Below are 26946 nucleotides of genomic sequence, written 5' to 3'. Positions count from 1 at the left end.
ACATTTTGCCAAGCTGTGAACCCCATCAAGTAAAAAGCCGCTACTGGTTGTCATAGCGGCTTTTTCGATTTTTCCCCACGGGTATAATCGCCCCCTCATTTTTCCTTTCCAACTCAACGAAGTGAATAGCCATGTCCGAAGCCGCCCGCGAATTGGTCATCGTCGGTGTTGATAACGCCGCCTTTGCCCCTCTGCTTGAAATCCTGGAGGAGCGGGAAATTATTACCGCCGAGCAGCTGTGTTTGCTGGAGAGCGAGGAGCGCGAAGTGGACCCCCAGGTGTTCGCCAATCGCAGTATCTCTGTACAAGCCCTGGAAAAATTCGCTTTTGCTGAGGGGCAGGTGGTGATTTTGCTGGACTCCAGCGATGCCATTAACGCGGCGATGACCAGCGCTGAAAACAGTGGTGCCTGGGTGGTGGATGCGGCCAACAATACCCGCGGCGATGAGAGCGTTGCCCTGATCCATCCGGCATTTAATGCGGCGGAACTGGCTAACGCAGAGCGCCGTCTGGTGGCATTGCCCAGCGCCGGTGCGGCCATGGTAGCCGAAGCGCTATTTCCACTGGCAGAACAACTGCAGGGTGTACAGGTGCAACTCAATCAGCCTGTATCCGCACTGGGTAAAGCCGCCATCGATGCCACAGCGGCGCAGACAGCGCGTATGTTCAGCGGTCAGGAAGCGGAAGTCGACCCTGCCATTGGGCACCGCCTCGCGTTTAATCAGCTCAGTGCCAGTGAAGCCCTACTCGCCAGTGGCCACACGCTCGGCGAACTGACGCTGATACACGATTTGCGCCGTTTGCTCGGCGATAACGTCGCGGTGGATGCCAGCATTAACACCGTTTCTGTGTTTCACGGGCAGCTGGCCAATTTGGGTATCGTTTTACGCGAAGACGTGGACCTGGAAAAAATACGCGCATTGTTAGCCAATGGTGTGCGCCTTCAGTTGGCAGAGCAACCCTCGGCGGAAAACGCTGTGGGCAGTGACGTGACAATCATCGGTCGCCTGCGCCAAAGCCTTTTGGGCAAGCGTCAGATAAATCTTTGTGCGGTGTCGGATAATCTGCGCAAAGACGTTGCAATGAACTGTGCACAAATTGCTCACTTGTTGCTAAAAAACTACTGATACTTAATACTTAGCCGCCATAGTGAAGGTGTTATCTTAACTTTGGTTCGGCTGCAAATGGCGAAATAATCGCCAAGGTTGGTGGCCGCCTGCACGGCGGTCAAATAGTCGAACGATTACTGTTCAGTAATGGGGATTTTCTGAAGGCGCGCTTTTCAGATGCCCTGGGAAGATTCTAACAATAAAGGGAATCGGATATGCGTGTGCGTAAGTTGGCACTTGCAGTTGGTCTAGTCGGTGCACTGGGAAGCAATGCGGCTCTGGCGCTCGGACTGGGGGAGATCAAACTCAACTCCACCCTTAATCAGCCACTCGATGCGGAAATTGGCCTGCTGCAAACCCGCGGCCTGGACGATGCTGAGATCAAAGTGCGCCTCGCGGGGCCGGATGAATTTGACCGCGCAGGTGTGGAACGCTCTTACCTACTCACTTCACTGCGTTTTGATGTGGATTACTCCGGTGGCAAGCCGGTGGTCCGTATTACCAGCCGCGAACCAATCCGCGAGCCTTTCCTGAATTTCCTGGTGGAAACCCGCTGGCCCAGTGGCCGCTTACTGCGTGAATACACCCTATTAATGGACCTGCCGGCGTTTTCACCAAACAGCGCCCAACAGCCGGTGCGCGCCGCTGAGCGCGAGCGCCAGCAGGTACGCCGCGACACCCAGGTGCAGAGGCCCGCGCCGCGCCCGGTACAGCCTGCCCAGCAACCGGTTGCCCAGCCTGAAGTGGAGCAGCCCGCAGAAACGCCGGCGGCGCAACAGCCCGAGCCTGTGCGCCGTCAGCCGCAGCGCGCTGCCACAGATAGCGGCGACAGCAGCCAAGTTTACGGTCCGGTTTCCTCTGCCGATACCCTGTGGGAGATCGCCCTGGAAAATCGTGTGAGTCGTGATTTTTCCGTTCAGCAAACTATGTTGGCGATTCAGCGCCTGAACCCGGAAGCTTTTATCAACGGCAATATTAACCTGTTGAAAAAAGGTGCTGTGCTGCGTCTGCCAAACAGTGAGGATCTGCGCAGCTTGAGCCTCACCGAGGCAATCTCAGAGGTCGCCCAACAGAATGATTCCTGGCGCCAACGCAGCGGTGTTGAGGAAGTCGCCACGGGTGCGCCGCTGGATGCGCGCCCGGTAGAGGAAGAACGCATTGTCAGCAATGAGGTTGAGGGGCGTGTCAGCCTGACTGCGCCCGGCGACAATGAGTCTGTAATTTCGGGTTCCGGAAGCGGTGCAGAAGACAGCGAGGCGCTGGAAGGCGACCTGACGGTGGCCGAGGAAGAGCTGGATAAATCGCAGCTGGAAAATACCGAGCTGCGCGAGCGTATCGCCGAACTCGATGAGCAGATCGATACCATGGAGGCCTTGGTAGAGGTTTCCAATGAGGAGATGCTTGCGGTGCAAGCCGCAGCCGAATTGTCTGATCCGCTCCTTGATACCAGTGATATTGACAGCGCTGAGCTGGCAGATAATACACTGGGGAGTGATGAGACGCAGCTGGACGAGTCCCTCGCCGCTGAGTCTCTGGATGACGCAACAGAACAGAATGATACGCAGGTCGCTGAAACTGAACCGCAGTCGCGCAATCGCGTAGTGTCTGTTCAGACCCAGCCCGAGCCCAGCCTGATGGAGAAGCTCGGCGACAATGCGCAATTGATTGGCATCGGTGCCGCGGGTCTTCTAGTGGGCTTGTTCGGTTTCTTTACTTGGCGTCGTCGCCAGGCTGAGCAGGAAGCAGAGCAGCAACTGGAGCAACAGTTGGCCGCAGAGGAGTCTCTGCAGGTGATGCCGGAAGAGACCGCTGAAGCTGATGAGACATTGGCTGCCGTAGAGAGCATGGAAGCCGATAACGCTTTTGACCTCGGTGATCTGGGTGATGTGGGCACCGATGACCCCATCTCCGAGGCCGAGATTCATCTGTCCCTTGGGCAGTACGAAGAGGCAGAAAGTAAATTGCTGCTGGGCCTGGAAAAAGATCCCCAGGTGGTAGATGCACGCCTGATGCTGATGGAAGTTTACGCCCACAATCAGGACGTTGAGAAGTTCGACGATCACTACATCCAATTACTGGCTATCAGCGATGGCCCTGCGGCCGACCGCGCCGCGCGCCTGCGTGAAACTATTGCCGATGCTCCAGACTTTGAAGCCCCGGCGATGGATTTTTCCAGCGAATCTCTGGAAGCGGCGCAACTGGATGATATCGGTGCTGCACTGGATCAGGATTTCTCCGCAGCAGAACCGGCTCAGTCCTCTATAGACGATTTTAATGGCGACAATTCACTGCTTGACGACCTCACCATGGATCTCTCCTTGGACGGTGAGAAGCTGGATAGTGAGAAAGCAGATGGCGAATTAGCCTCTGAAGAACTGTCTCTCGATTTGGAGGATAGTTTTACAGAACCTGCGCTGGAGACGGGTGAATCCCTCGATCTGGACAATGAGTTCAACCTTGATGACTTGGATCTCGATGGTGCCTTTGACAGCGAGCAGGATGGTTCTCAGCTGGCGTCCAACAATAATGAAGAGCTAAACCTCGACGACCTCGATCTTGGTGAGTTGGATCTCGGTGATCTGAATACAGGTGAAACTTCGGAATTGGCATTGCAAGACTCGCCAGTAGAGGAAGTTGCCGCCGAGAATGCGTCAGACTTGGCGCCAATTGATTTCGATACCTCAGAATTGGATCTTGATTCCCTGGCGCTGGATAGCGCTGAGAGCCATGAGGTGGGTGCCGACGAGCTGGTAGCGGAGCCTGAAGAGGCTGCAGTGGCGGCTGACAAGGCGAAGTCCGGTGGTTCCATTGGTGGTCTGGACTTCGAATTGGATCTCTCCATGATGGAAGAGGCCGGGCAAGAGTCGCAAGCCGATGAGGCCCTGGCAATTGAGGAGAGCCTTGAGACCCAGGAGCTGGACTCTCTGGAGGCTGATCTCGATATTACGTCCAGCGCGGGTAGCGAAGATGAGCTCTCACTGGAGACTTTCTCCGAGAGTGACCTGGATATGATTGGTTCAGAGCTCGATGGGGAACTGGACCTCGACAGTATTAATCTCGATGATATTGCCGGGGACCTTGCCTCTACTGAATCTCTGCAGAGTGAAGATGGCGCCGCTGTAGCGGATACTACTGTGCCCAATAGCCTGCCCCAGGAAGAGGATCTCGATTTTGATATGGCCTCTCTGGAAGCGACTGGAGAGGAGCTGTCCCTCGATGAGGCTTCAGTAGAAGAAGAGTTTTCTCTCGAGGAGGAGCTGGCCCTGATTGATGAGTCCACCGATGGGGATCTGTCTACCGGTCTGGACCTCGAAAGTGATTTGGGGTTGGAGGCTACGGCAGACCAAGCGCAGGGACTCTCTGAGCAAGAGTCCCAGCAGCAAGCGGGTGAGGCTGTTGCCACTCAGCAGCAGGAGACCGAGTCTGAATTTGCCGGCTTGGATTTCAACTTGGAAAATGATCTCAACTCCGAACTGAGCCTGCTCGAAGGCGGCGATGAGATGGGCACCAAGCTGGAGCTGGCCCAGGCCTATATGGATATGGGTGACAAAGAGGGCGCCAAGGATATTCTCAAAGAAGTGGCCCAAGATGGCGGTGGCGAGCATAAGAGTCGCGCTGAGGAGTTGTTGGAGCGCATGGTTTAAGCGCTTCTCAACTCCGCCTGAAAAAACCTCGCACTGGCTGCGAGGTTTTTTTATTTTGTCGGAGAATTCCCGGTTTCCCCCAGTTTGTATCCAGATTGTTGGATTTTGCTTTTTTACGCTCTCCTCGACTTTGAGGTGGCATCAATAGAGTAATTTTGCCGTTATGACGCAGGCAATTGAACGCGAATATATTTACAAGGCCAATGGCGAAGTTCCCCCTGGCGAGCAACTGCCCGAGGGGTTGCGTCGTATTGCGCTGGGAGTTGAGTACTGCGGTGCGCGGTTACACGGCTTTCAGAAGCAGAAGTCAGCGGCGGAAACTGTGCAGGCCCACCTGGAGCGTGCCCTGTCAAATATTGCGGCAGAGCCGGTCACCCTGGTCTGTGCTGGGCGAACTGATGCCGGTGTGCATGCCACCAATCAGGTGATTCATTTTGATACCCGTGCCCAGCGCCCGGAGCGCGCCTGGGTTCAAGGGGTGAATACCAAGTTACCGGATTCTGTGCGTGTACGCTGGGTTCGTGAGATGCCGGCGCAATTTCATGCGCGTTTTTCCGCCCATGCGCGGACTTATCGCTATTTGATTCACAGTGCCCCGACCCGCTCGGCGCACAGCTCGTCAGAGGTGACCTGGACCCAGCATCCACTGGATCTGGATGCCATGCGCGAGGGGGCGAAGCACTTGATTGGCCGCCAGGATTTCACCAGTTTCCGCGCTTCCCAGTGTCAGGCTAAAAGCCCTGTGCGGGAAATTACCCGCTTGGATATTGCCCGTGTTGGCCAGCTGATCGTGCTGGAAGTGAGCGCCAATGCGTTCTTGCATCATATGGTGCGCAATATTACCGGTGTGCTGATGGCGGTGGGCCGGGGTGAGCGCAGCTCGAGTTGGGTGGGAGAAGTGCTGGAGAAGCGCGACCGCTCCGCGGGTGGAGTTACCGCGCCGCCATTTGGTTTGTATCTGGTAGATGTGCAATACCCGAAGGAGTTTCAGTTGCCTAGCTGTGATCCGGGTCCTCTGCTGGTGCCTCTGCCTCTCGGCTCACTTGCACAGCCTTAACAGCTAGCTTTTGCTTCCCATGCAGCCGTGAGGCTGCTACGCCACTTGAATAGCACGCGTTTCGCCCCCGGTGTCAATCTGCTAGTATCCAGCGTTCCCTCATTTTTGTTGGCCGCTCGGCTGGCTCCAGGTTAAGCGATGCAAGTGAAAATTTGCGGCATCACCCGTGTAGAAGATGCCCTGATGGCGATTGATGCCGGTGCGGATGCACTGGGATTGGTTTTCTACAAGGCGAGCCCCCGCTATATCGATCCGCAGGTTGCGGCAGTGATTGCCGAGGCGGTTCCTCCCTTTGTTACCCTGACCGGCCTGTTTGTGGATGCTGCCCAGAGTGAAGTGGACCAGACTTTGGGGTTGGTTCCTCTTAATTTATTGCAATTTCACGGTGAGGAAGCTGCCCGTTACTGCGAACAGTTTCGCCGGCCCTATATCAAGGCCCTGCGTATGAAGGAGGGCTTGGATGTTGTCGCAGCAATGCAGGAGCACCCCAAAGCACGCGGGTTTTTACTGGATGCCTATCGTCCAGGCATTCCTGGTGGTACCGGTGAGACTTTTGACTGGGATAGGGTTCCTCAGGAAAGCGGCCGGTCCATAGTGCTTGCTGGTGGACTGACAGCGGATAATGTTGCTGCTGCAATATCGGCAGCGCGACCTCTGGGCGTGGATGTCAGCGGCGGCGTAGAGCAGGCGCCGGGTATCAAGGACCGACAAAAAGTGAGTGCTTTTATTCGTGCAGTTAAGAACAACTAGCTGGCGAGACAGAATATTTTAGCGCCACAAGAATGTGTCGCTGCCGGCAATGTCGGCGAGAGCCAGTGAATAACAGCAGATCCACGCATCTGCGCCGGTATTTTCTGGTAATGCTTGAGTAGCTCTGAAGGGCTATCTCTACACAAGATGAAAGCTGCACAGGGAAGTGCCGCCGCTGGCAGTGCCGGCGCGAGCCAGTAAATACCAGCAGATCCACGCATCTGCGCCAGTATTTCTGGCGGTGTTTGAATAGTTCAGGAGGAGCTATCGCTACATAGGATGAAAGCGGCACAGGGAAGTGCCGCCGCCGGCAGTGCCGGCGCGAGCCAGTAAATACCAGCAGATCCACGTATCTGCGCCAGTATTTTCTGGCGATGCTTGAATAGTTCAGGAGGAACTATCGCTACATAGGATGAAAGCGGCACAGGGAAGTGCCGCCGCCGGCAGTGCCGGCGCGAGCCAGTAAATACCAGCAGATCCACGTATCTGCGCCAGTATTTTCTGGCGATGCTTGAATAGTTCAGGAGGAACTATTCAAGCATTAATAAATAGGCAAATAGTTTAAAAACCACGTGACCCACGGAGTATGAGTGTGAGTAAGCCAGGTGCTATCGATTTTTCCACCTTCCCGGATGCGAGCGGACATTTTGGTCCCTACGGCGGTCGCTTTGTATCGGAGACGCTGATCAGCGCACTGGATGAGCTTCAGGCAATGTATAGCCGCCTGAAAGATGATCCGGATTTTGTCGCTGCCTTTGATCACGATCTGGCGCACTACGTAGGCAGGCCATCGCCGCTGTATCTTGCTGAGCGACTGACTGAGCAGGCGGGCGGTGCGCGAATCTGGCTTAAGCGCGAAGATCTCAATCACACCGGTGCACACAAAGTAAATAACACCGTGGGCCAGGCGTTGCTGGCAAAGCACAGTGGTAAGAGTCGTGTTATTGCCGAAACCGGCGCAGGCCAGCACGGTGTGGCCACCGCTACCGTAGCCGCGCGTTTGGGGTTGCAGTGCACCGTTTATATGGGCGCTGAAGACGTCAAACGCCAGTCCCCCAATGTCTACCGCATGAAGTTGTTGGGTGCCGAAGTCGTACCGGTGGAGTCCGGTTCCAAGACCCTCAAAGACGCCATGAATGAGGCCATGCGTGACTGGGTAACGAATGTCGATAATACTTTTTACATTATTGGTACAGTGGCTGGCCCTCATCCCTATCCGCAATTGGTGCGGGATTTCAATTCTATTATCGGTCGCGAAGCGCGCCGTCAGAGTCTGGAGCGCTTTGGTCAGTTGCCCGACGCCCTGGTGGCCTGTGTCGGCGGTGGTTCCAATGCGATTGGTCTGTTCCACCCCTTCCTCAATGATTCAGAGGTGAAGATGTTTGGCGTTGAAGCTGGCGGTGAAGGCCTGGCCTCCGGTAAGCACGCGGCGCCACTCAACGATGGTATTCCCGGTGTTCTGCACGGCAACCGCACTTACCTGATGGAAGATGAGGACGGCCAGATTATCGAAACCCACTCCGTTTCTGCGGGCCTCGATTACCCCGGTGTTGGCCCCGAGCACGCCTGGCTCAAAGATATCGGCCGTGTGGAGTATGTTACCGCTGATGATAAAGAAGCGCTTGATGCCTTCCGCCGCCTAACCCGCACCGAGGGTATTCTGCCGGCGTTGGAGTCCAGCCACGCGGTCGCCTATGCGATGAAGCTCGCAGCTGAAATGGCGCCTGAGCAAAATATCATGGTGAACCTCTCCGGCCGGGGGGACAAAGATATTTTCACCGTTGCCGCTATCGATGGCATTGAGGTTTAGCAGCGTTCTGCCCACCTGCCCGGGTGGGCGTATCGAAATAATCGGACCAAGTGAGCTGGCACTAGGCCAGAAGTAGCTCAGGGAATACACAGTGACAGAACAAAATAGAATTGATCGCCGCTTTGCGAGACTGCGCGGTGAGGGCCGAAAGGCCCTGGTAACTTATATCGTCGCCGGTGATGGCGGCTTGGAAAATACCGTACCCTTGATGCATCAGTTGGTGGCCAGTGGTGCGGATATTATTGAACTGGGGGTGCCTTTCTCCGATCCCATGGCCGAAGGGCCGGTAATCCAGAAAGGGCATGAGCGCGCCCTGGCCAACGGCGCCTCTTTGCGTAAGTGCCTGGCGCTGGTGAAAGAGTTTCGCCAGGTGGATGCGGAAACCCCGGTTATCCTGATGGGATATGCCAATCCGATCCAGCGAATGGGTGAGCGGGAGTTCGCCGATGCCGCGCTCGATGCCGGAGTTGATGGCGCCCTTACGGTGGACCTGCCGGCAGAGGAGGCGGGGCCGCTCAACAAGCTCTTGGCGGAGCGCAACCTGCGCAATATCTTCCTGCTGACGCCGACCACCACTGAGGAGCGTATACGCGAGATTACCGGCCTGGCCAGCGGTTTTGTGTATTACGTCTCCCTGAAAGGGGTCACAGGTGCTGGCCATTTGGACCTGGATTCTGTGCGCGATAACCTCGAACATATTCGCCGTTTCACCGATCTGCCCTTGTGTGTGGGTTTCGGTATCAAAGATGGCAGCTCGGCGCGCTCAGTCAGCGCCCATGGCGACGGGGCGGTAGTGGGCAGTGTACTGGTGTCCGCGGTGGATGAAGCTGCGGACCTGGTCGCAGCCAAGGCGAGGCTGGGGGAAATCGTCAGCGAGATGCGCCAGGCACTGGACCGTTAGGCTTTCACCCAAGTTTAAGCGAAAAACTGGCCAGATCACCAAAAATAGCGGCTGATCTGGCTCGGTTTGATGTTCAGCTTAGTGTTTTAATTCGTAGCCTGAAACTCACCGGTCGGTAAAATGCACCGGCCTACAGAAAGCATCCGGATTTGGAAACGAGATGAGCTGGTTAGAAAAAATTGTTCCCGCGGTAATTCGCACCGAGCGACGTGCCGGCAGCAGCAAGGTCCCAGAGGGGGTATGGAAGAAGTGTGTCAAATGTGACGCCATGCTTTACCGCCCGGAGCTGGAGCGCAACCTGGATGTGTGCCCCAAGTGCGACCACCATTTGCGCATCGGCGCCCGCCGTCGCCTGGACATATTCCTCGATGAAGATGGACGCGAAGAGCTGGCTACCGATGTGTTGCCAGTGGATCGCCTGAAGTTTAAAGACGTCAAAAAGTACAAAGACCGTCTTTTGCAAGCACAAAAATCCACTGGCGAAAAAGATGCACTGATCGCCATGCAAGGCACCCTGAATGGAGAGCCCTTGGTAGCGGTGGCCTTCGAATTTGCCTTCCACGGCGGTTCCATGGGCTATGTGGTGGGTGAACGCTTTACCCGCGCGGCCCAACGCGCTTTGGAACAGCGTATTCCGCTGGTGTGCTTTTCTGCCACCGGTGGGGCGCGTATGCAGGAGGCCCTGATCTCTTTGATGCAGATGGCCAAGACCTCGGCGGTGTTGGAAAAAATGAAGATGGCGGGAGTACCCTATATCTCCATTATGACCGACCCCGTGTACGGCGGCGTTTCAGCCTCTTTGGCCCTGCTGGGTGATATCAATGCGGCCGAGCCAGGTGCGCGTGCCGGATTTGCCGGCCCCAATATTATCGAGCAGACCATCCGCCAGAAGTTGCCCAAGGGCTTCCAGCGTAGTGAATTCCTACTGGAGCATGGCGCCATCGATATGATTATTCCACGCAAGGATATGCGTACCACCGTCTCGCGCTTATTGGGTAAACTGAGCGGTAATTAATTATTTCCCAATTCCCCGGAGGTCCTTAAGAGCAGTCGGTAAGAACGTCTGGCTGCTGCCTCCCACCAGCGATCTATCCAATTATGTCCTCACTACAAGATTGGCTCACCCGCCTGGAGCGGCTGCACCCCTCTGAAATCGAACTCGGTCTTGAGCGTGTCTCTTCGGTTGCAGCTGCACTGGGGGTGCAAAAACCCGCCCCTACGGTGATTACCGTGGCTGGAACCAATGGCAAGGGCTCCTGCGTAGCGACAATGGAGGCACTCTTGTGCCGCGCCGGCTACTCCGTCGGCGCTTACAGTTCTCCACACTTATTGCGTTTCAATGAGCGAATACGCATCAATGGCGAGGAGGTATCGGATCAGCAGTTGGTGGAGTCCTTTGTCGCAGTGGAGGCTGCTCGCGGGGAAACCAGTCTTACCTATTTTGAGTTCACGACCCTGGCTGCCCTGTGGTTATACCAGCGCATGAAGGTGCAATATGCTTTGCTGGAAGTCGGTCTCGGTGGTCGGTTGGATGCGGTCAACTTGGTGGATGCCGACTTGGCGATTATTACCAGCGTGGCAGTAGATCACGAGGATTGGCTTGGTAGCGATCGGGAAGTCATCGGCCGCGAGAAAGCGGGCATTCTGCGTCCCGGGGCTCCTTTTGTCTGTGCAGATAGCTCACCACCCCAATCTGTGCTGTCTGCGTCAGAAAAGCAGGCCAGTTCCAGTTATTTTATCGGGCAGGATTTTAATATCTCTTCAAGTGGTGAGAGTGAGATTTATCACTTTGGCGATTTGGTTCTGTCAATACCGGATATCACTCTGCCGCGACCCAGTATTGCTGCTGGGCTTACCGCGCTGACACTTCTGGATGCTTTACCCCAGGAGGGAGTAGAGGCTGCCTTGGCCCAAATAGCCCTGCCTGGGCGCTGCCAGCAAGTCTACTGGCGTGAGCGAAATCTGCTGTTGGATGTGGGGCATAATCCGGCGGCGGCTGAACACTTGGCTGCTTGGTTGAAGGCCAATCCGGTGGAGGGGAAGACCCACGCCTTGGTTGCGGCGATGGAAGATAAAGATCTCGTCGGTCTATTTGCTCCTCTGCGTAAGTTGGTAGATCGTTGGCACCCGGCCTTGCTGCCGGAAAATGGTCGTGCCGCAGAGGGTGAGGCACTCTGCACTGGCCTCCTGGAAGCTGGGGTAGATGAGACGAATGTGGATCGGCGCTGTCCAACAGTGGCTGAAGGGTTGCGGCAACTGCTGCCAACCCTCAATCCACAGGATAGGTTGCTTGTATATGGATCCTTCTTTACTGTGGCGGAAGTTCTGCAGCAGATGCGAGACGAGGGTAATGGAGAATTGCGAGGATAAGGCCTCCCGCAGAGGGCGGCTGAACGACGGCTTTAAACAGCGTATTGTCGGTGCGCTGGTGCTGATTGCGCTCGCCGTGATTTTCCTGCCAAGTCTGCTGGACCGGGAGTCAAAGGGGCATATCAGCGAGGTAAGCCAGATCCCGGCTGAGCCGGATATCAGCCCTATTGAGATTGCTCATCCGGAGCCTGTTGCCGGTGTGGCGCCAGCACCGAAGGCTGGGGAAATTTTTCAGCCGGAAGTACCCGAGAAGTTCTCTAACCCCGCAGAGGGTGCGGCAAAATTTGCTGTCTCCGATACACAGTCGGGGAAGGGAAAAGATACAAATGATTCCACTTCATCAGTGGAGGTTGATACTGGCAAGCAGCCGGCCTCGCCATTGGTTGATGATCAGGGGCAGCCGATGGCCTGGGTGGTTCAGGTGGCCTCCTACAAAGATGATTCCCGTGCACAGCAGCTGCGCATGCGCTTGATGGATGAGGGGTATCGCGCGTACACACGCGCTGTGGAAACGGATAAGGGGCGCTTTGTGCGGGTCTTTGTAGGGCCGAAAGTGAATAAAGCCGACGCACAGACTATTAAGCGGGAGCTGGACGCACTACTGCAGGCGCAAACCCTGGTGCTTCGCTTCAAAGCTTGAGGTTTCTGTGGCTTGCGGCGGGTTGGCATTTTGGTAAAGAGGGTGTGCCGGTCTGGTCACCAAAGTAGCGGCAACCTATCCAGCTTGTGCCAGTATTTCGCGGATGGCTGGGATATTGGCTGGGCTTCTTACACTTCTTGGTCTGGTATATCGCCTGTTTGCCCCGTGGCTGTCCTCACGCAGAGGCACGTCTAAAGGGCAATTCATCTGCGCTTTTTTTTGCATAAATCCACTGCCGTAAGGTGATTAATCTACGGAGTTTTGCAGTTTGGAAAGGAAATTCCAATCGATTCGTCTACGGCTTCACGCGCTTAGTCCCTTAAGTTAGAATGCGCGCTCTTCGCGGCAGCAGCCGCCACGCAGGTAGGGTTGAATGAATTGGGCTGACTGGACCATTCTGGCTATTGTGGGTATCTCCACACTTATCGGCCTTAGTCGAGGTTTCGTGCGCGAAACCCTGTCACTGCTCACCTGGATTGCCGCTTTTGTGGTCGCGATGATGTTTCGCGAACAGCTGGCGCCACTGCTTTCAAACCTTGTCGACACCCCATCCCTCCAGGCGATTGCCGCCTTCGCCATTCTGTTCTTCGGAACGCTCCTGGCTGGGGCGCTTTTGAATATGATGCTCTCCGCTTTTGTTGAGGCCACTGGCTTATCGGGTACCGACAGGGTACTGGGCATGGTGTTTGGTCTGGCGCGTGGGGCCATTGTGGTGATGGCACTGCTGATTCTGGCTCCGGCACTGGTGCCGGTGGAGCAGGATAGTTGGTGGAGTGAGTCGGTGTTAATTCCCCATTTCCTCGAATTTGAGGGCAGTGCGCGGGAGCTGGCCAAGTCTGTGAAGGACTATTTCGTAGAGTTATTTTAATCGGGCGCTAGCGCCGCTTTTTCGATCAATAGGGTCAAATATATGTGTGGTATCGTCGGTATCGTCGGTAAGAGTGATGTCAATCTGCAGCTCTATGATGGGCTCACTCTGTTGCAGCACAGGGGGCAGGATGCTGCGGGCATCGTGACCTGTGACGATGATCGCCTGAACCAGCAAAAAGCCAACGGTCTGGTGCGCGATGTGTTCCGCGCGCGCCATATGGAGCGCCTGAAAGGTAACTTTGGTATCGGCCATGTGCGCTACCCCACTGCGGGCAGTTCCGGTCCCGCCCTGGCGCAGCCTTTCTATGTGAACTCTCCTTATGGCATTGCCATGGCACACAATGGCAATCTCACCAATGTGCGGGATGTGGTTGAAGAGATCTTCCAGCAGGATCTGCGCCACATTAATACGGATTCCGATTCCGAAGTGCTGCTCAATGTATTCGCTCATGAGCTGCATAAGCTACATAAGCTGCAGCCTAAGGCTGAAGATATCTTTACCGCCATGCGCGGTGTGCACAAACGTGTGCGCGGCGCCTATGCCTGTGTGGCCCTGATTGTGGGTTACGGTATCGTCGCCTTCCGCGATCCCAACGGTATTCGTCCGCTGGTTTACGGTAAACGTGAGACCGAGAAAGGCACCGAGTATATGGTGGCCTCTGAGTCTGTCGCCCTGGATGTACTGGGTTACACACTGGTGCGCGATGTGGCCCCCGGTGAAGCGCTGTATATCGAGCTGGACGGTACTGTGCACTCTGAGCAGTGCGCGGAAAACCCGACCCTGACCCCCTGTATTTTTGAGCATGTGTACTTCGCCCGCCCGGATTCCATTATGGATGGCGTTTCCGTACACAAGGCGCGTTTGCGTCAGGGTGAGCACCTGGCAGACAAGATTCTGCGCCTGCGCCCCGACCACGATATCGATGTAGTGATTCCCATTCCCGATTCCGCCCGCACCGCCGGCCAGACTGTGGCACACCGGCTGGGGGTGAAATTCCGTGAGGGGATGGTGAAGAACCGCTATATCGGCCGTACCTTTATCATGCCTGGGCAGAAACAGCGTAAGAAATCAGTGCGCCAAAAACTGAATGCCATTGAGCTGGAATTCCGCGGTAAGAATGTGCTGTTAGTGGATGACTCCATTGTGCGCGGTACCACTTGTAAGCAGATCATTCAGATGGCTCGCGATGCGGGTGCCGCGAAAGTCTATTTCGCCAGTGCGGCGCCAGCTGTGAAGTACCCCAATGTGTATGGTATTGATATGCCGTCTGCCAGTGAGCTGGTGGCGCATGACCGCACGACTGAAGAGATCTGTGAAGAAATCGGTGCAGACTGGTTGATTTACCAAGACTTGGAAGACTTGGTCGTAAGTTCCAGCGGAGGTAAGCAGAAAATCGATCAGTTCGACTGCTCCGTTTTCGACGGTAACTATATTACCGGCGATGTTGACGAAGATTACCTCGATAGCCTTCACGCGGCGCGCAACGATGAGGCCAAGCACAAGAAGGCCGATACTAGCACCCTGTAAGTTATCTCCGGCGGCGCTCTGTTCACGGCAGAAGAGGGCGCCATGCACGACCGTTTCGGTTAATATGACCCCTTCCAAAAAATACTGACTAGGAAGCGGTATATGTTTGAAGACGACGGTTACGCTCTGGAAACTCTGGCCGTTCGCGCCGGGCAGGTCCGCTCGGAAGAGGGCGAGCATTCCGAAGCCCTCTATCTCACCTCCAGTTACGTATTCCCCTCTGCTGCAGAAGCCGCTGCGCGCTTTACCGGCGAGAGTGTCGGCAATGTTTACTCTCGCTACACCAACCCCACCGTTCGTATGTTCGAGCAGCGCATCGCCGCGCTCGAGGGTGGCGAGGCTGCGGTAGCCACGGCCAGTGGTATGGCCGCGATTCTCAGTATTTGTATGGCGCTGCTGAAAAGTGGCGACCGGGTGATTTGCTCTCGCAGTGTGTTTGGTACCACCACCGCGCTGTTTGGCCGCTATATGGAAAAATTCGGCGTGCGTGTGAGCTATGTGGATCTCACCGATATGGATGCCTGGAAGCAGGCGGTGGATGGCTCCACCAAGCTGCTGTTTATGGAAACCCCGTCCAACCCCCTGTGTGAAGTGGCGGATATCCGCGCGCTGGCGGAGGTGGCCCACAGCGCCGGCGCTCTATTGGTGGTGGATAACTGTTTCTGTACTCCGGCCCTGCAGCGCCCACTGGCGCTTGGCGCCGATATCGTGGTGCACTCCGCAACCAAATTCCTCGATGGCCAGGGGCGCGCCCTGGGCGGTGTCGCCGTGGGGCGCAAAGAGGTTATGGATGAGCTGGTGGTGTTCCTGCGTACTGCCGGCCCCAGTATGAGCCCGTTTAACGCCTGGGTTTTCCTTAAAGGTTTGGAAACGCTCAAGCTGCGTATGCAGGCCCACTGCACCAACGCCCTGGACCTGGCCTGGTGGCTTGATGAACAGGAGATGGTGGAAAAGGTCAACTACACCGGCCTGCCCAAACACCCCCAGCACCGCTTGGCCCGCGAACAACAGGATGCCTTTGGTGCGGTGTTGAGCTTTTGCGTGCGCGGTGGTCGCGAGGAAGCCTGGAAGGTGATCGACAACTGTAAAATCCTGTCTTGCACCGCCAACCTCGGCGATGCCAAGAGCACTATCGTACACCCGGCTACTACCACCCACGGGCGTCTCAGTGATGAGGACAAAGCCCGCGCGGGCATCACCGAAAACCTGATTCGTATTTCCGTCGGATTGGAGAATGCAGAAGACCTGAAGCGCGATCTGATGCGGGGGCTGTCTTTGTTGTAGGCGCTTTGCAGGGCCTTTGCTTAAACCAGGGCACTCCCTGTCTTCCTATGATTAATAGCGGGTGCCAAATTCGATTTTTGCGAGTTTGGCACCATAGCACCCGCCCCACAGCGTTGGCGGGTGCTTACACCGGGCCGCTCCTTGGCCTGAGAAAAAAATGAGCAGTAATGGATTTGCCGTGCAAAAAATAGTTTCCGCCATCGTTTCCGATATTGGCAGTGTTTTGCTGGGAAAAGAGCGTCAGGTGAAGTTGGCCTTGGCCTGCCTTTTGTCAAAAGGTCACCTGTTGATTGAAGACCTGCCAGGTATGGGCAAGACCACCCTGGCCCATGCTCTGGCGCAGGTGTTCGGTCTCTCCTATAAACGCGTGCAATTTACCAGCGATATGCTGCCGGCGGATATTCTCGGTGTATCAATTTTTGAGCGGGAATCCGGGCAGTTTCATTTTCATGAGGGGCCGGTTTTCAGCCAGCTACTGCTGGCCGATGAGATCAATCGTTCCTCTCCCAAAACTCAGAGTGCTTTGCTTGAGGCAATGGAGGAGCGCCAGGTCAGTGTCGACGGCGAAACCCGCGCGTTGCCACAGCCTTTCTTTGTGATTGCCACCCAGAACCCACTGCAGCAGTCCGGTACTTTTGCCCTGCCGGAGTCACAACTGGACCGATTCCTGATGCGCATCAGCCTCGGTTACCCTAACCGCGAAGCTGAGCGGGCCCTGTATTTAGGCGCTGATCCCCGCCAACAGCTGGCCAAGCTAAAGCCACGTATCGACCTCGCTACTCTGAAAAAAATGCAAAGTCTGGTGGGGCAGGTGAAGGCCTCTGACAGTCTGCTCGATTATTTAGAGCGTTTGGTGCTGCATACCCGCCAGAGCTCAGATTGTGCGGTGGGTTTATCGCCCCGAGGGGCACTGGCGCTGCTGCGTGCTGCCAAGGCCTGGGCGCTGATTCATAATCGCGCCCATGTCCTGCCGGAAGATATCCAGGCGGTGCTGCCCTCGGTGGCTGGGCACCGTTTGCAGAGTGATGGCGGCAATGGCGATCAGCTGGTAGAGCGCCTTATGCGCCAGGTGGATATTATCGCGGCCTAAACAGATGAGTGTGATCCGCGACCTTCCCCGACAGGCTTCCAGTACAAGCTCGCGCAATTTTTTTCGCAGGCTGGGTGAGCGCTGGCTCAGCCGACGAGTGCCTCGCTCACGGGACATCACCCTAAATCACAGCCGCCTATTTATCCTGCCCACCCGCGCGGGGCTTGGTTATTTATTGATAACCGCTTTGCTTTGGCTGCTGGCCACCAATTACGAGAACAATCTGGTTTTTGCCCTGACCTTTTTGCTGATCAGTGTCTTCGTTATCTTGCCTGTGCATACCTTCGCCAATTTGAGTGGACTGCGCCTGCAATTGCTGGGCACTGAAGCGGCCTTTGCCGGCGATTTCGCCGAGGCACATATTAATCTGAGCCGAGCGGACAAACGCCAACGGGAGTGGATACAAATTTGTTGGCCACCGGAAGAGGGCGCATATGTGGATCTCTGTGAGGAGCCCTCGGCGGACTTCCGTATTGCGCTGCCAGCCCTGCAGCGGGGGCGAATTCAGGCGCCGCGCTTAAGAGTCGAGAGCCGCTTTCCACTGGGGCTGTTTCGCTGCTGGAGCCGCATCGACCTGGATGTTGAATTCCTGGTGTATCCGCGACCACTCGCCGCTGGCCCCCTGCCACTGGGAGAGGCCCAGGCAGAGGGTACATCCGGCCAGGTACGTCGCGGCGGGGATGATTATGCCTCTCTCAAACCCTACCAGCCCGGTGATTCCTTGCGCCATTTGGCTTGGAAGCAATATGCCGCCGGTCGCGATCTCTATAGCAAGGAGTATGAGAGCCGCACCGATACCCGTCTCTGGCTCGACTGGGAGTTGTTGGATGGGCGCGATGTAGAGACCCGCCTGAGCAACCTGTGTGATTGGGTCTTGCAGGCGGAGAAGCAGGGAATTGCCTATGGCCTGCGCATCCCCGGCACTACTTTGCCGCCCTCTCTCGGCACCGAGCACCAGCAGCGAGTGTTGTCAGCGCTGGCCCTGTTTCCCAAGTGGGGTGGCTGATGGCGAGTAACCGGGATCTATTGCCGCGCGAAAGCCTACTGTGGATTTTCGCTGCGCAGTTTGTCGCCCTGCTGCCACAGCTGAGCCAGTTGCCACTGTGGATTGGTATTGCCTGGGCTTTTGCGGTCTATTGGCGCTTGGAGGTCTTTCGCGGGCGCCGTGATCTGCCAGGGCGCGCCCTCAAACTATTGGTGATTGCGCTTACAGTGGCGGGTTTGGCGCAATCCTACCAGCGTTGGTTTGCACTGGAGCCGATGGTGGCGCTGCTGGCTCTGTCCTTTACCCTGAAAAACCTGGAATTAGTCAGCCGCCGCGATGCCTTTGTCAGTTTGTTGCTGGCCTATTTTGTTGCCGCGACCCTGTTTGTGCGTGAGCAATCGATTCCCTATGCCCTCTACGGATTGATCGCGACCCTGGTGATTACCGCTGCACTGGCAGCACAGCTGGGAAGCTTCAGTGCGCGGCCGCGTCGGGCCTTAGGGCTCTCCTTGAGATTGTTGGCGCAGGCTACACCCTTGATGCTGCTGCTGTTTGTGGTTATGCCGCGCCTGGGCCCTCTGTGGAATGTGCCCCAGGATACTTCTGCCGGCCGCACTGGTGTGAGTGACTCTATGGCACCGGGTGATTTCACCCGCTTATCCAAATCCGCCAAGCCGGCACTGCGTATCTCTTTCGATGGACCCATACCGCCGCCGGAGCAACGTTATTGGCGAGGGCTGGTGTACTCCGAATTCGATGGGCGTACCTGGCGGCAGGGTTTTGGTGTGGACCCGCGCAATGGTGGCCGGGTGTACTGGAATAGTGGCGAGCGTCCACTGCCACAAGTCGGCCCGCGTTACCGCTACCAGGTGATCCAGGAGGCGAGCCGCAGCCCTTGGTTGTTCGCCCTGGCAAGACCCGCCTCGGACAGTGCGGGAGTGGGAGAAACCACGGACGACCGGTTGGTAAAACGTTCCCCGGTATATAGTCGCTTTGCCTATGAGGTGCGTTCCTGGCCCCGGGACTCCCAGGTTATTCAGTCCACACTCAGCGGTGCCGAGCGCCGTCGCAATTTGCAGCTACCGGCAGATGGAAACTTGCGCATCCGAGACTGGGTGGAGCGCCTGCGCCGCCGGGGGTTGAGCGGTGAGGAGATCTCGTCACAGTTACTGGCCCTCTACAATCGCGAATTCACTTATACCTTGAGCCCACCGGCACTCGGCAGAGACAGTGTGGATGAATTCCTGTTTGACAGCCAAAAGGGATTCTGTGAGCACTTTGCCGGCAGCTATGTTTTTGCCATGCGCGCCGCCGGAGTGCCGGCACGGGTGGTGGCGGGTTACCAGGGTGGCGAGTGGGTGAGTGGTGAGGAGTACCTGCTGGTGCGCGAGTACGACGCCCATGCGTGGGCCGAGATCTGGCTCGATGGACGCGGCTGGCAGAGGGTGGACCCCACTGCTGCGGTTGCCCCGGAGCGGGTCCGGGATGGTCTGGAGAGCGCTGCAGGGGAGGAGTTTATGCGGGATTCGCTACTGCAGGTGCACCGCTTCGATATTCTGGTGAAGCTGCGCCTGCAGTGGGACATGATCAATTACCGCTGGTATCAGACCGTGATTAGTTTTGATAGTGAGAAGCAGCGGGACACCTTGCAGCGCCTGGTGGGAGAGCTTTCCCCCCTGCGGATGGCCCTTTTTTTTGCCACACCGGTGGCGGTTGTACTATTTGGCATTCTTCTGTGGACCCGTTTTACTGGGCGAGGACGAAAACAGCCTGTGGTAGAGCGCCTCTATGCAGTTTTCTGTAAGCGCATGGCTCGGGCAGGTATCACACGGCGACCCGGTGAGGCGCCGCGGGACTTCGCCGAACGTATCGCACAGGAGAGTCCCCCATTGGCAGAGTTTTCCGGGCGTGCGACAGACGCCTTTGAGCGCGCCGCTTATGGCGGGGATAAAGAAGCATTGAATGAGCTGCGCCGACTACTGCGCTGGCGCTTGGGGCTCTCTTTTAGGGTGTCGGCACGTAAAAACCGGCTGACGGGTCATTAACTCTTGGAAAGTCTATCGCGTAAGATGCCTCATAGGCTGCAAAAATTTCTGCTGGGCTACAGTGGCACTTCCCTGGCTACCGGGCTGCAGGTGATTCTCCTGCCCTGGATTGCGCTCACTGTGGTGGATTTGCCGGCTCTGCAACTGGGCTGGGTGCAGGCTTCGGTGCTTTTGCCCAATCTGGTGTTCCTGCTGTTCGGCGGTGCCCTGGCCGACCGCCGTGATCCGGCCACTGTCTCCGCACTGGCTTGCATTGGTCTGGTCCTCTGCCACACAACTCTGCTGCTGGTTTACCTCCTGTCCATGATCTCCCTGCCGATATTGATGCTCTACGGTATTTGCCTTGGGATTTGTAGCGCTTTCCTGCAACCGGCGCGGGACAATCTGGTACAGCGCAGTGCACGCCAAGGCGGTGGGCAAACCTCCGAGCGACGGGTGCAGAAAACTGTGACCTGGATGATGTTGGCCCAATACGGTGGTCAGGCTGTGGGGATGTTGCTGGCGAGCCGCTTCGAACACTGGGGGCTGCAAGCCCTGCTGTTAGTACAGATAGGAGTATTGCTGTTGGCGGCCACAGCCTTGATTAGTCTGCGCGCGGGTGGGGCCAGCCGCATGACTAAGGAAAAAATCACCCACAGCCTGATTCTCGATGGCTTATCCCAGGCCTGGCGGCATCCAGTACTGCGTGAGTTGACCGCGTTGATGGCCTTTAATGGGTTTGTGCATATCGGTGTTTTTCTGGTGGTACTGCCGCTGCTGGCGGAGGATTACGGTCGCGGCGCCGGTTATTACGCCACGCTGCAACTGGCCTTCGTAGCTGGTACCGTAATTGCTACGGTGACTATGTTGCGCCGTGGCCAGGGGGCTGAACCTGGGCGCGGTATTCTTATGTGCCTGCTCTATAGCGCAGCGCTGTTGATTGCCATCAGCCTCGGTCCTACGAAGTTTGGCCTAATCCTGCTGTGTCTGTGTTGGGGGGCGGTGGCGGCGGCTTCCGCTGGCCTCGGTCGCGGCATAGTACAGTTGCTCGCCCCAGCGGAATACCGCAGCCGCATCATCTCCATTTATCAGTTTGCGCTGTTTGGCTCCGCCGCTCTTGGGGCACTGGTCGCTGGAGTCTTGAGTGAATACGCTGCCCCCCTGACCACCTTGCTGTGGGCGGGGATTTTAAGTCTGCTCGCCTTTGCCCTGGTGGCTTTAAGTGGTGCCCTGCGCCGGGTCAAAATCACTGACAGCGAGGTCTGAGTTGCTTCGTGCGACCAACATAGACGCCGCCACCATATAGTTAGGTGGGTCAGCCAATGAGTGGAGGTGTTGGTGAGTCCCGCCAAAAAGGCCAATTGGTCGGAAGAGGTCACGCGCCACAGCCATGCCCTGGATTTGAGTGAGGGCCTCTTTAGCCTGGAGGACCCGAAAGCGATCGCACAGGGATTGAAAGCGGCTGCGGAATCCAGCCAGCGGCGCAAGTCTGACCCCTATCGCTCCGCTATGTCTATGCTGACGTTCTATATCAACCGGGCGGGACAGAGGCTGCCGGCGAAAAGGCGGCGACTACTGGAACAGGCCAAGGAAGAATTGCGCGGGCTTTACGGGCGTCCGCGCCGGCATTGAGCCGGCGGCGGAATGTGGTGTTGAGATGAAAAACTTTAGGGCGCTTGGCAGGGCAGGCAGCGCACATAGAGGGCGCGCGGGTCGCGATAACTCTGCAGCTCGGCGATTGGCGCCAATACCGGCTGCACGCTGTTTAGCCAGGCGCCGAGTGGCAGATTGGCTTCAAGGCTCGCGGCAATTTTCGCGTCTACATTGTCGCTCAAAGCGCGCAGGAATTTTTCGCCGGGGCTCAGTTCACGCTGGATCTCTACTACGTCGTATTCTTCGATTTCAGCAAGCTGCGCGGCGTCGGCGATGGCGTCGCTGAGATTGCCGAGATCGTCTACCAATCCTAATTTCTTGGCGGCGCGACCGGTCCATACCTGCCCCTGGGCAATCTTGTGCACCTCTTTGGGAGTGCTGCCGCGGGCTTCGGCGACAATACGCAGGAAGCGTGCATAGGTGTTATCCACCCCTTGCTGCAGAATGCTGGCTGCTGCTGGCGACAGGGCGCGATCCAGGCGCATACTGCCGGCCAGGTCCGAGGTACCTACGCCATCGGTGTAAACACCGATATGCTCAAGGGAGTTCTCAAACGTCGGGAAGGCGCCAAATACACCGATAGAGCCAGTGAGCGTGGCCGGGGAGGCCCAGATGCGATCGCCGCCAGTGGCGATCCAGTAGCCACCGGAAGCGGCGAGACTGCCCATGGAAATCACCACTGGAATTTTTGCTGCACGGGTAGCCAACAACTCCTGGCGAATGGCCTCGGAGGCAAAGGCGGAGCCGCCGCCGCTGTCGATACGCAGTACCAGGGCATCCACTTCTTTTTCTCGGGCGCGTTGGATTAATTTGCCGAGACTTTCACTGCCGATACGACCGGCAGGTGCCTGGCCGTCGACAATAGAACCACTGGCGGTAATCAGACCAATTTTCTTGGACTCCCGGATAGGCTTGGCTGCCTCGGCAAGTTTATGGCTGCGCAAGTAGGCGAGGGCGTCAATAAACTTGTACTCGCGCTTTTTACTATCATCTTCGCCGATGCTCTTTTTCAGCTCCTCCATTGCCTCAATGCGGCTGGCGAGCTGGTCCACCAGTTTATTGGCCAGTGCGGCTTCGGCCCAACTGCCCTGATGCTGTTGCAGTTTTTGCGGCAATTCGTTGATAAACAGATCGATGCTCTCGGCGGGCAGGTTGCGCAGGCCGGTTACCTGCTCGCTGTATTCTCCCCAGAGTTCATTCAGCCAGCGCTGGTTGTTTTCACGCGAGGCGGGGGACATATCGTCACGGGTGTAGGGCTCGATAAAGTCTTTGTAATCGCCCACGCGGAACACATGGAAGTTGACTTTGAGTTTCTCCAGGGCGCTCTTGTAATAGTTGCGATAAACACCGAAGCCGGTGAGCATCACTGAGCCCATAGGATTTAGGTAGACCTTATCTGCGTGGCTGGCGAGGAAGTACTGAGGTTGGGTGAAATTGTCACCCACAGCGTAAATAGGTTTGTCCGCAGCTTTAAAGCGTTGCAGAGCCGCGCCTATTTCATCGAGCTTGCTGAGACTGCCACCCACCATATGGTCCAGCTCTAGCACCAGTGAGGAGATACGTTTATCCGTGGCGGCATTGTCGATAGCGTCTACCAGATCTTTGACGCGCACCTCGGAAGGCCCGCGGTTGCCGCCCAGGAAAATCGGTAAAGTGGCGGGCTGGGCCAGTTCATCCACAAGAAAGCCATGGGGCGCTACGCGCAGGGCCGCGCCCTGTGGAACCACTAAACGCTCGTCCTTGCTAAAAATGGCGATGCCTAGAAACAGCAAAATCAGCAGGAAGACGATATTGGTGAATACTCGTCGTAACCAAGTGATGGAGCCGCCAATCGCAGCTAAAAAGCCTCGGGCAAACCCTTTTTTCTGGGGTGAATCAGTCAAACCTCAAAACTCCTCAGTGCGTGGAAAGCGCATGTTTCCACGCCTTTGTGTCTGGAACCATTGGCGGAAATTCCGTCATGGGGTTACTGCATGCGATGCCAGCGACTGCTCATCATTGCAGAAAAGAATAGGATAAGGCTCAAAACCATCATTAGGCCATCCTCCCAGCCTCGTGTAGGCATCATTACGTCGACAATGCTGGTGGTAATGTACAAAAGCAGAATAAAACAGAGCCAGAGATAACTGCGATAACGTTGCTTGATCAGGCCCGGCAGCACCAGCAGTAACGGTACCGTCTGAATCAGCCAAAGAGAGAGAGAGCCCCCCTCGACAAACAGGTTACGCACCACAAACAGCACCAACAGGCCGATATAGCAAAACCAATTGATACGGAGCGCAATATGTAGTTTGCGCTGAATAGTGTCGTTCACGTTGAATCCTTTATTTGGCAGCTGGAACCGCTAGGGTCTGGGCCAGTTGGCCGACACGAGTACCGAGCGCCCTGCACAGGGTGATTTCATCTTCGCTCAGGTCGCTGGTATGCCCTTTATTCCAGTGAGAAGCGCCGTAGGGCGTACCGCCGGTACTGGTCCGCATGAGGGCCGCTTCGGAGTAGGGGATGCCAGCAATCAACATGCCGTGATGCAGAAGTGGCAGCATCATTGAGGTAAGTGTGGTCTCTTGCCCACCGTGTAGGCTGCCGGTGGCGGTAAAGACCGCAGCCGGTTTGCCAGTGAGGCTGCCATCCAGCCAAATGTCGCTGGTCTGGTCGAGAAAATAGCGCAGCGGTGATGCCATATTGCCAAAGCGGGTGGGGCTGCCCATCAACAGGCCTGCACACTGACGCAGGTCGTCGAGGGTGCAGTAGGGCGCGCCCTCACTTGGCACAGGGGCCAGACTGGCCTCGGTGTCGGGAGACACTGCGGGTACGGTGCGCAGGCGTGCGGCGATACCGCTGGCTTCCACCCCCCGTGCTAGCTCAGCAGCCATGCGCGCAGTGGCGCCGCTGCGGCTGTAATAGAGAATCAGCACATAGGCTTCGCTTTCGGGCGACATTTAGAGCAGCTCCAGCGCATTTTCTGGTGGGCGGCCGATCGTGGCTTTGTCGTCTCTTACTACGATCGGGCGCTGGATCAGGATGGGATTTTCTACCATGGCCTTGATTAGCTGAGCTTCGTCAAGGTCCCCGTCTTTCAGGTTGAGTTGCTTATACGGCTCCTCTCCGGTGCGCAACAGGTCGCGTGCAGGGATGCCGAGTTTTTGCAGTACCTGGTTTAGCTCTTCAGCAGAAGGAGGGTTTTGCAGGTAGAGAATCACTTCCGGTTCCACACCGTTGTCCTGCAGCAATTGCAGGGTTTGACGGGATTTTGAGCAGCGCGGGTTGTGGTAGATCGTCCACATTATGTCGGTATCCTGTTACTGTTTGGCGTATTCTAACCGAATACCGTAGCGGAATTCTAAGGCGCAAGTCGAGTACTCGCAGCATTTGGCGGAGGTCGCACACAGGGAATGAAATTGAAATCAAGCGTGAAAGACTGGCTCGTTCAATGGCGGCGCTTTGCGACCTCTTTGTGGTCTTTATTTGTGGAGAAAAACTGCCAAAAAAGTGCGGCGGCTCTCACTTATATGACTCTGTTCGCCATAGTGCCGCTGGTGACAGTGAGTTTTGCGATGCTGTCGCTGTTCCCGGACTTTGCCGGGCTCCAGACTCGCTTGCAGGAACAGCTTTTTTCCCACTTTGTACCGCAAAGTGGGCGTGAGGTTCAGGAGTATATCAGCAGTTTTTCCGCCCAGGCGCAGCGGCTTACCGGGTTGGGTATTGCCATGCTGGTGGTAACTTCGGGACTTACACTGCGCAGCATTGAGGGCACCTTTAATTCTATCTGGGATGTATCCCGTGGGCGCAGTGGGGTTTCGAGCTTTCTATTGTACTGGGCCATTCTCAGTCTTGGGCCCATCTTATTAGGGGCAGGGCTTGCTGCCAGTACTTTCTTGCTCTCACAGAAGCTGTTTTTAGGTGGGGAAGAGGGTATCGGCATGATGGCTGTGGTGCTGAGGGTGCTGCCTTTTATTTTCACCACGATTGTTTTCACCCTGCTTTTTGTCGCTGTGCCTAACTGCTATGTGTCCCTGCGCCATGGTATTGAGGGAGGGGTGGTCACTTCTATTGCCTTTGAAATCATGAAATACCTATTTGGTGCCATCGTTGCGCGCAGTTCTGTACAGGCTATTTATGGGGCCTTTGCCTTTGTGCCTTTGTTCCTGTTGTGGATTTATATGATGTGGATGTTGGTGCTGGCAGGCTGTGTACTGGTGCGAACCCTTTCTGTGTATCGCGCTGCAACCCAAGGCCGTCAGCATTCAGACCTGGTCGCTACTTTGATTGTCCTCTGGCAAATGTTTAAAGGTGGGTGGCATGGCAAACCGTTGCGCGAGCGTGATATTTCTTTGCTGGGAATTAAATTTGGCCAGTGGCGTCGCTTGCGGGACGTCTTACAAGCACATCGGGTGATTGCCCAGACCGACGGAAGTGATTATGTCCTACTCCGCGATCTTAATGCGGTATCGCTTATGGAGCTTTCCAGTTGGTTGAATCCTCAGTGGATTCCCAGTGGCAATCCAAGCGATTTACAAGGGTTCGAGTGGTACAGCGAAGTGGAGAGTCGTTTTGCCAAGGCGCGCGGGACTGCCGGGGAACAGCTGGGAATCACAATTGGATCTCTTTTTACCACAGCCTTGGAAAAGGAGCAGGCCGAAGCCAGTGAAACGGAAATACCAAAATACTTAGAAAATGAAATTATGGAAGCGGAGGGTCAGGATGATGTTGCTGATAATAAAAAAAATGAAGAAAACTCTGGTAGTAACCTCTCTATTCTTGGTAAGCGTAATCAGCGCTTGTGAGAGTGACAGCCGTTTGCACTCCGTGAGTGGTGCGCCGGTTGTTACCGAGGGGAAAATAGTCCTGGTCAACTATTGGGCGGAGTGGTGCAAACCCTGTCGGGAAGAAGTGCCGGTACTTAATGAGTTGGCGCAAACCAATAGTGATGTGGTAGTGGTGGGGGTTAATTTTGATGGTTTGCCCACAACTGCAGCAATTGAGCAGGCGCAGAAACTGGGCATAGAATTTCCGCTGTTGGCCCAAGAGCCAGATGGCCGCTGGGGGCAACCCTGGCCTGAAGTACTGCCTACAACTTTAGTGATTGGTGAAGATGGTCGCTGGATAAAAACACTGGTTGGCCCTCAGACTGCTGAGGACTTAAAGGTGGCTCTCCAGTAAAGTTTTCTCTCTAAGATAATTAAAAAAAATTAATCAATATAACTATAACCAAAGTATCTATAACCAAGGTA

General features: G+C 56.1%; 24 protein-coding genes. 19 read left to right on the top strand and 5 right to left on the bottom strand.

Annotated elements, in window-relative coordinates:
- Nucleotides 1-131 precede the first annotated feature (131 nt).
- The 4 genes from ACJJIT_RS13475 (at nucleotide 132) to ACJJIT_RS13460 (ending at nucleotide 6560) form a co-directional block, all read left to right on the top strand.
- Nucleotides 132-1127, top strand: a complete 996-nt coding sequence (locus tag ACJJIT_RS13475) for an Asd/ArgC dimerization domain-containing protein (RefSeq protein ID WP_252085161.1) — start codon at nucleotides 132-134, stop codon at nucleotides 1125-1127.
- A 197-nt stretch (nucleotides 1128-1324) separates the two neighbouring features.
- A complete protein-coding gene (locus ACJJIT_RS13470; RefSeq protein ID WP_444898716.1) occupies nucleotides 1325-4753 on the top strand; it encodes a FimV/HubP family polar landmark protein in 3429 nt (1142 codons plus the stop codon).
- Nucleotides 4754-4916: 163 nt separating this feature from the next.
- The gene (gene truA / locus ACJJIT_RS13465) at nucleotides 4917-5810 is read left to right on the top strand and encodes a tRNA pseudouridine(38-40) synthase TruA (RefSeq protein WP_444898715.1); all 894 of its coding nucleotides are present in this window, start codon (nucleotides 4917-4919) and stop codon (nucleotides 5808-5810) included.
- Between the two features lie 138 nt (nucleotides 5811-5948).
- Nucleotides 5949-6560: a phosphoribosylanthranilate isomerase gene (locus tag ACJJIT_RS13460; protein ID WP_444898714.1), complete on the top strand. Its 612-nt coding sequence runs from the start codon at nucleotides 5949-5951 to the stop codon at nucleotides 6558-6560.
- Between the two features lie 254 nt (nucleotides 6561-6814).
- On the opposite strand, the gene ACJJIT_RS13455 is transcribed toward ACJJIT_RS13460, so the two are convergent.
- Nucleotides 6815-7042 (bottom strand): hypothetical protein, encoded by a 228-nt coding sequence (locus ACJJIT_RS13455; protein WP_444898713.1) that lies wholly within the window; start codon nucleotides 7040-7042, stop codon nucleotides 6815-6817.
- A 104-nt stretch (nucleotides 7043-7146) separates the two neighbouring features.
- Between ACJJIT_RS13455 and trpB the strand changes: the two genes are divergently transcribed.
- From trpB to ACJJIT_RS13390, 13 genes are all read left to right on the top strand, one after another.
- Nucleotides 7147-8370: a tryptophan synthase subunit beta gene (gene trpB / locus ACJJIT_RS13450; RefSeq protein ID WP_444898712.1), complete on the top strand. Its 1224-nt coding sequence runs from the start codon at nucleotides 7147-7149 to the stop codon at nucleotides 8368-8370.
- A 91-nt stretch (nucleotides 8371-8461) separates the two neighbouring features.
- Nucleotides 8462-9271 carry a tryptophan synthase subunit alpha gene (gene trpA / locus ACJJIT_RS13445; RefSeq protein WP_444898711.1) on the top strand — a complete coding sequence of 270 codons (810 nt, stop codon included), beginning with the start codon at nucleotides 8462-8464 and terminating at the stop codon, nucleotides 9269-9271.
- A 160-nt stretch (nucleotides 9272-9431) separates the two neighbouring features.
- Complete coding sequence (gene accD, locus ACJJIT_RS13440; protein WP_252085167.1) at nucleotides 9432-10286, top strand: acetyl-CoA carboxylase, carboxyltransferase subunit beta; 855 nt, start codon at nucleotides 9432-9434, stop codon at nucleotides 10284-10286.
- 83 nt (nucleotides 10287-10369) lie between these two features.
- Nucleotides 10370-11641: a bifunctional tetrahydrofolate synthase/dihydrofolate synthase gene (folC, locus tag ACJJIT_RS13435; protein ID WP_444898710.1), complete on the top strand. Its 1272-nt coding sequence runs from the start codon at nucleotides 10370-10372 to the stop codon at nucleotides 11639-11641.
- Complete coding sequence (locus ACJJIT_RS13430) at nucleotides 11622-12281, top strand: SPOR domain-containing protein (RefSeq protein WP_444898709.1); 660 nt, start codon at nucleotides 11622-11624, stop codon at nucleotides 12279-12281. Before folC ends, ACJJIT_RS13430 begins: the two co-directional genes overlap by 20 nt.
- A gap of 373 nt (nucleotides 12282-12654) precedes the next feature.
- The gene (locus ACJJIT_RS13425) at nucleotides 12655-13149 is read left to right on the top strand and encodes a CvpA family protein (RefSeq protein ID WP_252085170.1); all 495 of its coding nucleotides are present in this window, start codon (nucleotides 12655-12657) and stop codon (nucleotides 13147-13149) included.
- 42 nt (nucleotides 13150-13191) lie between these two features.
- Entirely contained in the window at nucleotides 13192-14679 is a 1488-nt protein-coding gene (purF, locus tag ACJJIT_RS13420; RefSeq protein WP_444885603.1) for an amidophosphoribosyltransferase, read from the top strand.
- Between the two features lie 102 nt (nucleotides 14680-14781).
- Complete coding sequence (locus ACJJIT_RS13415; protein WP_444898708.1) at nucleotides 14782-15963, top strand: O-succinylhomoserine sulfhydrylase; 1182 nt, start codon at nucleotides 14782-14784, stop codon at nucleotides 15961-15963.
- 178 nt (nucleotides 15964-16141) lie between these two features.
- Nucleotides 16142-17053, top strand: coding sequence for an AAA family ATPase (locus ACJJIT_RS13410; protein WP_444900919.1), 912 nt, complete (start codon nucleotides 16142-16144; stop codon nucleotides 17051-17053).
- Nucleotides 17054-17057: 4 nt separating this feature from the next.
- Nucleotides 17058-18059: a DUF58 domain-containing protein gene (locus ACJJIT_RS13405; protein WP_444898707.1), complete on the top strand. Its 1002-nt coding sequence runs from the start codon at nucleotides 17058-17060 to the stop codon at nucleotides 18057-18059.
- On the top strand, nucleotides 18059-20083 hold the full coding sequence (locus ACJJIT_RS13400; protein ID WP_444898706.1) for a transglutaminase TgpA family protein: 2025 nt from the start codon (nucleotides 18059-18061) through the stop codon (nucleotides 20081-20083). Before ACJJIT_RS13405 ends, ACJJIT_RS13400 begins: the two co-directional genes overlap by 1 nt.
- 24 nt (nucleotides 20084-20107) lie before the next feature.
- Nucleotides 20108-21328, top strand: a complete 1221-nt coding sequence (locus ACJJIT_RS13395) for an MFS transporter (protein WP_444898705.1) — start codon at nucleotides 20108-20110, stop codon at nucleotides 21326-21328.
- Nucleotides 21329-21400: 72 nt separating this feature from the next.
- A complete protein-coding gene (locus ACJJIT_RS13390; protein WP_444898704.1) occupies nucleotides 21401-21694 on the top strand; it encodes a DUF3175 domain-containing protein in 294 nt (97 codons plus the stop codon).
- 35 nt (nucleotides 21695-21729) lie between these two features.
- Here the strand turns inward: ACJJIT_RS13390 and sppA are convergent, their stop codons facing one another.
- The 4 genes from sppA to arsC form a co-directional block, all read right to left on the bottom strand.
- Entirely contained in the window at nucleotides 21730-23598 is a 1869-nt protein-coding gene (gene sppA, locus ACJJIT_RS13385; RefSeq protein WP_444898703.1) for a signal peptide peptidase SppA, read from the bottom strand.
- Nucleotides 23599-23681: 83 nt separating this feature from the next.
- Nucleotides 23682-24029, bottom strand: a complete 348-nt coding sequence (locus ACJJIT_RS13380) for a DUF2069 domain-containing protein (RefSeq protein ID WP_252085178.1) — start codon at nucleotides 24027-24029, stop codon at nucleotides 23682-23684.
- A gap of 10 nt (nucleotides 24030-24039) precedes the next feature.
- Nucleotides 24040-24654 carry an NAD(P)H:quinone oxidoreductase gene (gene wrbA / locus ACJJIT_RS13375; RefSeq protein WP_252085179.1) on the bottom strand — a complete coding sequence of 205 codons (615 nt, stop codon included), beginning with the start codon at nucleotides 24652-24654 and terminating at the stop codon, nucleotides 24040-24042.
- The gene (arsC, locus tag ACJJIT_RS13370; RefSeq protein ID WP_252085180.1) at nucleotides 24655-24999 is read right to left on the bottom strand and encodes an arsenate reductase (glutaredoxin); all 345 of its coding nucleotides are present in this window, start codon (nucleotides 24997-24999) and stop codon (nucleotides 24655-24657) included.
- 108 nt (nucleotides 25000-25107) lie between these two features.
- On the opposite strand from arsC, the gene ACJJIT_RS13365 reads away from it, so the two are divergent.
- Nucleotides 25108-26499 (top strand): YihY family inner membrane protein, encoded by a 1392-nt coding sequence (locus ACJJIT_RS13365; RefSeq protein ID WP_444898702.1) that lies wholly within the window; start codon nucleotides 25108-25110, stop codon nucleotides 26497-26499.
- Complete coding sequence (locus ACJJIT_RS13360; RefSeq protein WP_444898701.1) at nucleotides 26441-26875, top strand: TlpA family protein disulfide reductase; 435 nt, start codon at nucleotides 26441-26443, stop codon at nucleotides 26873-26875. Before ACJJIT_RS13365 ends, ACJJIT_RS13360 begins: the two co-directional genes overlap by 59 nt.
- Nucleotides 26876-26946: the final 71 nt, after the last annotated feature.

Source organism: Microbulbifer mixtoriginis (SeqCode), from assembly GCF_052467515.1.
The sequence above is the reverse complement of the archived record's forward strand: the minus strand, read 5'-3'. Positions and strand labels throughout refer to the sequence as shown.

Coding starts and splice junctions, on each gene's coding strand:
- ACJJIT_RS13475 (WP_252085161.1), top strand. CDS start 132: ATGTCCGAAGCCGCCCGCGAATTGGTCATCGTCGGTGTTGATAACGCC.
- ACJJIT_RS13470 (WP_444898716.1), top strand. CDS start 1,325: ATGCGTGTGCGTAAGTTGGCACTTGCAGTTGGTCTAGTCGGTGCACTG.
- truA (WP_444898715.1), top strand. CDS start 4,917: ATGACGCAGGCAATTGAACGCGAATATATTTACAAGGCCAATGGCGAA.
- ACJJIT_RS13460 (WP_444898714.1), top strand. CDS start 5,949: ATGCAAGTGAAAATTTGCGGCATCACCCGTGTAGAAGATGCCCTGATG.
- trpB (WP_444898712.1), top strand. CDS start 7,147: ATGAGTGTGAGTAAGCCAGGTGCTATCGATTTTTCCACCTTCCCGGAT.
- accD (WP_252085167.1), top strand. CDS start 9,432: ATGAGCTGGTTAGAAAAAATTGTTCCCGCGGTAATTCGCACCGAGCGA.
- folC (WP_444898710.1), top strand. CDS start 10,370: ATGTCCTCACTACAAGATTGGCTCACCCGCCTGGAGCGGCTGCACCCC.
- ACJJIT_RS13430 (WP_444898709.1), top strand. CDS start 11,622: ATGGAGAATTGCGAGGATAAGGCCTCCCGCAGAGGGCGGCTGAACGAC.
- ACJJIT_RS13425 (WP_252085170.1), top strand. CDS start 12,655: ATGAATTGGGCTGACTGGACCATTCTGGCTATTGTGGGTATCTCCACA.
- purF (WP_444885603.1), top strand. CDS start 13,192: ATGTGTGGTATCGTCGGTATCGTCGGTAAGAGTGATGTCAATCTGCAG.
- ACJJIT_RS13415 (WP_444898708.1), top strand. CDS start 14,782: ATGTTTGAAGACGACGGTTACGCTCTGGAAACTCTGGCCGTTCGCGCC.
- ACJJIT_RS13405 (WP_444898707.1), top strand. CDS start 17,058: ATGAGTGTGATCCGCGACCTTCCCCGACAGGCTTCCAGTACAAGCTCG.
- ACJJIT_RS13400 (WP_444898706.1), top strand. CDS start 18,059: ATGGCGAGTAACCGGGATCTATTGCCGCGCGAAAGCCTACTGTGGATT.
- ACJJIT_RS13395 (WP_444898705.1), top strand. CDS start 20,108: ATGCCTCATAGGCTGCAAAAATTTCTGCTGGGCTACAGTGGCACTTCC.
- wrbA (WP_252085179.1), bottom strand. CDS start 24,654: ATGTCGCCCGAAAGCGAAGCCTATGTGCTGATTCTCTATTACAGCCGC.
- arsC (WP_252085180.1), bottom strand. CDS start 24,999: ATGTGGACGATCTACCACAACCCGCGCTGCTCAAAATCCCGTCAAACC.
- ACJJIT_RS13365 (WP_444898702.1), top strand. CDS start 25,108: ATGAAATTGAAATCAAGCGTGAAAGACTGGCTCGTTCAATGGCGGCGC.
- ACJJIT_RS13360 (WP_444898701.1), top strand. CDS start 26,441: ATGAAGAAAACTCTGGTAGTAACCTCTCTATTCTTGGTAAGCGTAATC.